Genomic DNA, 3,405 nt, shown 5'->3' with positions numbered 1-3,405 from the left:
AACTGCTTCGACATCGCCTGGTGCGCAGTGTCCTCGATCGCGGCGACCGCGGCATACATCGCGGGTGTCGACACGTTGAAGGGACCCGTCGACCTCCGCGGGATCGACATTGTCGTCGTTCTTCAGGCGGTAGGGCGCGGCCCTATCTGGGCGGAAGCTGCTTGCATGCGGCGATCGGACGCTTGGACCTGAGCTGCCCTTTCGCAGCAGGTTTGCGTTCATTCACAACGCGCTCCAAACGTCGCCCCCTTTCCAAACTCGCGGAATTCGATGAACGAACTGGATGATGTGCTGAGGCTTCTCGTCGCGGCGGGAACAGGACTGCTGATCGGCATCGACCGCGACATGAATGACAAGCCGGTGGGAATGCGAACCCTGTCGCTGGTCGCCCTCGGCTCCGCGCTGGTCTCGATCTCCGTGATCGAGTTCCAGAACTTGCGGGACCACCCGGATGCGATCTCCCGGGTCATTCAGGGCGTCGTTGCCGGTGTGCTGACCGGCGTCGGCTTCATCGGCGCAGGCGTCATCCTGCACGATGCCAAGGCGAAGACGGTTCACGGCCTCACGACTGCGGCGACCGTGTGGATTGCGGCAGGGCTTGGAATTGCCTGCGCGCTGGGAGCCTGGCTGCTGGTCGCCGCCGCGATCGCGGTCACGTTGCTCGTGCTGTTCGTTCTCGGCTGGGTCGAGCGCCGGCTGGGATTGAAATAGGCCGCTGAGGCTCAGTCTGTACCAAATGATACGATCAAGGACGACAGGACTCGGCAATATCCGCGACGGATTTGATTCGGAGCGGAGATGATGGACGCGAAGTTTCTGCGAGAGCAACTCGCGTTGGTGCACGAGCTGGCCGAGCAGGCGGATCCCTATATCAAGCAGCGGTTGCTTGCATTAGCCGACAAATATGAGCGTCGGCTGGCCGCACAAAGCCGGCAGACACAGGAACGCTCCCAGGGTTGACAGTTCACGGGTCGTCCAGAAACTTCCACCTCCCCTGTTGCCCCGTTCCGCCATCCCGACCATATTGCCCCCATGACAAAAAAGCCCTTCCGCCTCACGCCCTACCAGGTGCAGTTCCTGCTCGTCGTCGGTTTCGTCACCGTCGGCTGTGCGTTCTACGTGCGCTATCTCGCGATCGAGTTCTCGCAGGTCGCCCTCGCCTGTGACGCCGGGCTTCAGACGCTGGTCTGCAAGGCGCGGTCGGTCTCGACCGTGCTGTTCAAGAATTCGGTGTTCGGCATCGTCGCGCTGGTGGTTGCGACGCTGAACCTGATGCGGCCGTCGATCGTGCTGCTCACCGTCGGCATCATCGCCGCCGGCCTCGGCATCGTGCTCTACAATGTCGTGCTGTCGGGCCTTGCGATCGGCCTGTTCATTCTTGGATTTGCTCGGCCCGCGCCCGCCACAGCGTGAGCGCGAACAACAGATAGATCGTGCAGGTCCAAAGCGACTGCCAGTTGTCGCGGCCTTCGTTGAAGAGCACAAAGACGGCCGACAGCGCCAGCACGCCCGCGAACACCGATTCCGCGATCGGACGCTGGCCGATCTGCGGCCGGTTCAGCATCAATAGCGCAAACGGAACCACCGCCATCGTCAGCGAGGCGTAGGGAAAATCCTTGTAGCGCGGGTCGAACACGAAGCCGAGCGCGGTAGCGGCCCCGATCACCGCCGTCACCGCGAGCGTCAGGCCGAGCACGGCGGTGAGCTTCGACCATTTGCGGCCCTCGCGCGGACCGAGCAGATCGAGGAAGGTCGGAAGGCTGCGGCCGATCACCATCGCCTGCGCGCAGAAGATCGGCGACAGGATGCCGGCGAGCAGCAGCGCGCCCCAGAGCAGCCAGCCACCGATGCCGTAGCTCTCGTAATACATCTTGTCGGCGCCGATCCCGAGCAGGCTCCCCGCCGTCGTCGCCGAGATGGCGACACCGAGCCAGGCCGAGAAGCGCGGCGTCCACGGCCGCCGCCGCAGCGTGATGAGCGCGACCGCGAACACCAGCACGGACAGGCCCATGCCCGCGCCCATGTACCATTTCCAGTACGGGAAATTGCTGATCGGCTCACCCGGGGGATATTTCAGGCTCCGGCGCACCGAATCGTACAGGCCCCAATAGCCGCCGACGGTGCCTTCCAGCTTGCGCTTCCACGGCTGGTCGTAGGACTCGATCAGATTGACGCGAAACTTGTTCGCCTTCGCAAGGCCCAGGATTTCCGAGACGACGCGCGCCTGGTTGGCGCGCGAGGGCAACGCGCCGTCGCGCATGCGCCCCTCGCTCGGCCAGCCGGTCTCGCCGATCAGGATCTCCTTGCCGGGGAACGCCACCGCCATGCGCTCGCGGATCGCCTCGACATGGGCGGAAGCGAATTTCGCCTTGACGGGCAAATCCTCCCAATAGGGCAGGATGTGGATCGTGACGAAGTCGACGACGTCATAGACCTCGCGGTTCTTCAGCCAATATTCCCAGACGTCGGCATAGGTGACGGGCACGCTGACCTGCGTCTTCACCAAGCGGATGATGGAGACGAGGTCGGCCGTGGTCATCTCGCCGCGCAGCAGCACCTCGTTGCCGACGATGACCGAGGTGATGATGTCGGGGAATTGCTTGGTGAGGCGGATGGCGAGCGCGGCCTGCTCATAATTCTTGGTGCGGTTGCTGGAGAGCCAGATGCCCTGCAGGACTTTCAGCCCGCCGACCTTGGCGGCGATCGCCGGCACCTGGTCGAGCCCGTTCTCCATCGAATAGGTGCGGACGCAGTCGGTGATCTGCTTGAGCTGGCGCAGGTCCTGCTCGATCTGCTCGGCCTCGATATGGGTCCACGCCTCCAGCGGCGTCTGCTCGCCGCGGAACGGCGCGTAGGAGACGCATTGGACCTTCTCGGCGGGATCGATCGGGGCGCGCGCGAGTGTGATCGGCGTCGCCAACCACCACCACACGGCAGCAATCGCACCCAGTGAAACGAGCAGAAGCGCCAGTGGCGTACGAAGAGAAATCGGTTCCGTCCTCCGCGAAGGGTCCGTCGATTACCTGCTTGCACGCCATCTGCCAAGGGGGTGCTCCGGTGCGGATCCGCTCCTGCCCCAAAGGAATGGGGCTGCGGCGGTTCGACCGGGACCTAGCATCGTGACTTTGCTGGACAAAATTCCAAATACAGGTCATGGACTCCGAAAGACTTTTCCGCCGCATTGGAGACCCATTTGGACGCCATCACCGGCGCGTCCGCGGGATCCTGACGCGGACGGCCATCGGATACATTGGGGAATTCATGCGGCAACGGGTGTTCGAGTCACGAAATGCGGTCCTGCGGCAGTTCGCCGCCACCTTGGCCGTCTCCTGCCTTCTCGTTCTCGCCGGTCTCGGTGGCGCCTCCGCCCAGAGCGGCACGCCCGCGCCGGACCAGGGCAAGGCC

At 63.9% G+C, this 3,405-nt stretch carries 4 protein-coding genes and 1 pseudogene; 4 read left to right on the top strand and 1 reads right to left on the bottom strand.

Features of this window, described 5'->3' with window-relative positions; translation table 11 throughout:
* The first annotated feature begins 270 nt into the window (after window positions 1-270).
* From MOV75_RS31720 to MOV75_RS31710, 3 genes are all read left to right on the top strand, one after another.
* The gene (locus MOV75_RS31720) at window positions 271-711 is read left to right on the top strand and encodes an MgtC/SapB family protein (protein ID WP_246931400.1); all 441 of its coding nucleotides are present in this window, start codon (window positions 271-273) and stop codon (window positions 709-711) included.
* Between the two features lie 87 nt (window positions 712-798).
* Window positions 799-960, top strand: a complete 162-nt coding sequence (locus MOV75_RS31715) for a hypothetical protein (RefSeq protein WP_246931401.1) — start codon at window positions 799-801, stop codon at window positions 958-960.
* Between the two features lie 72 nt (window positions 961-1,032).
* Complete coding sequence (locus tag MOV75_RS31710) at window positions 1,033-1,413, top strand: hypothetical protein (RefSeq protein WP_246931402.1); 381 nt, start codon at window positions 1,033-1,035, stop codon at window positions 1,411-1,413.
* On the opposite strand, the gene MOV75_RS31705 is transcribed toward MOV75_RS31710, so the two are convergent.
* Window positions 1,373-2,932: a beta-(1-6) glucans synthase gene (locus MOV75_RS31705; RefSeq protein WP_246931403.1), complete on the bottom strand. Its 1,560-nt coding sequence runs from the start codon at window positions 2,930-2,932 to the stop codon at window positions 1,373-1,375. The two genes, MOV75_RS31710 and MOV75_RS31705, sit on opposite strands and share 41 nt — an antisense overlap.
* A 329-nt stretch (window positions 2,933-3,261) precedes the next feature.
* Here MOV75_RS31705 and MOV75_RS31700 point away from each other — a divergent pair.
* Window positions 3,262-3,405 (top strand): annotated as a pseudogene (locus tag MOV75_RS31700) (beta-1-3, beta-1-6-glucan biosynthesis protein); the annotation flags it as partial.

The sequence above is a fragment of the Bradyrhizobium sp. PRIMUS42 genome (assembly GCF_023006515.1).
Classification (GTDB): Bacteria; Pseudomonadota; Alphaproteobacteria; order Rhizobiales; family Xanthobacteraceae; genus Bradyrhizobium.
This window is presented reverse-complemented; position numbering and strand designations above follow the sequence as displayed.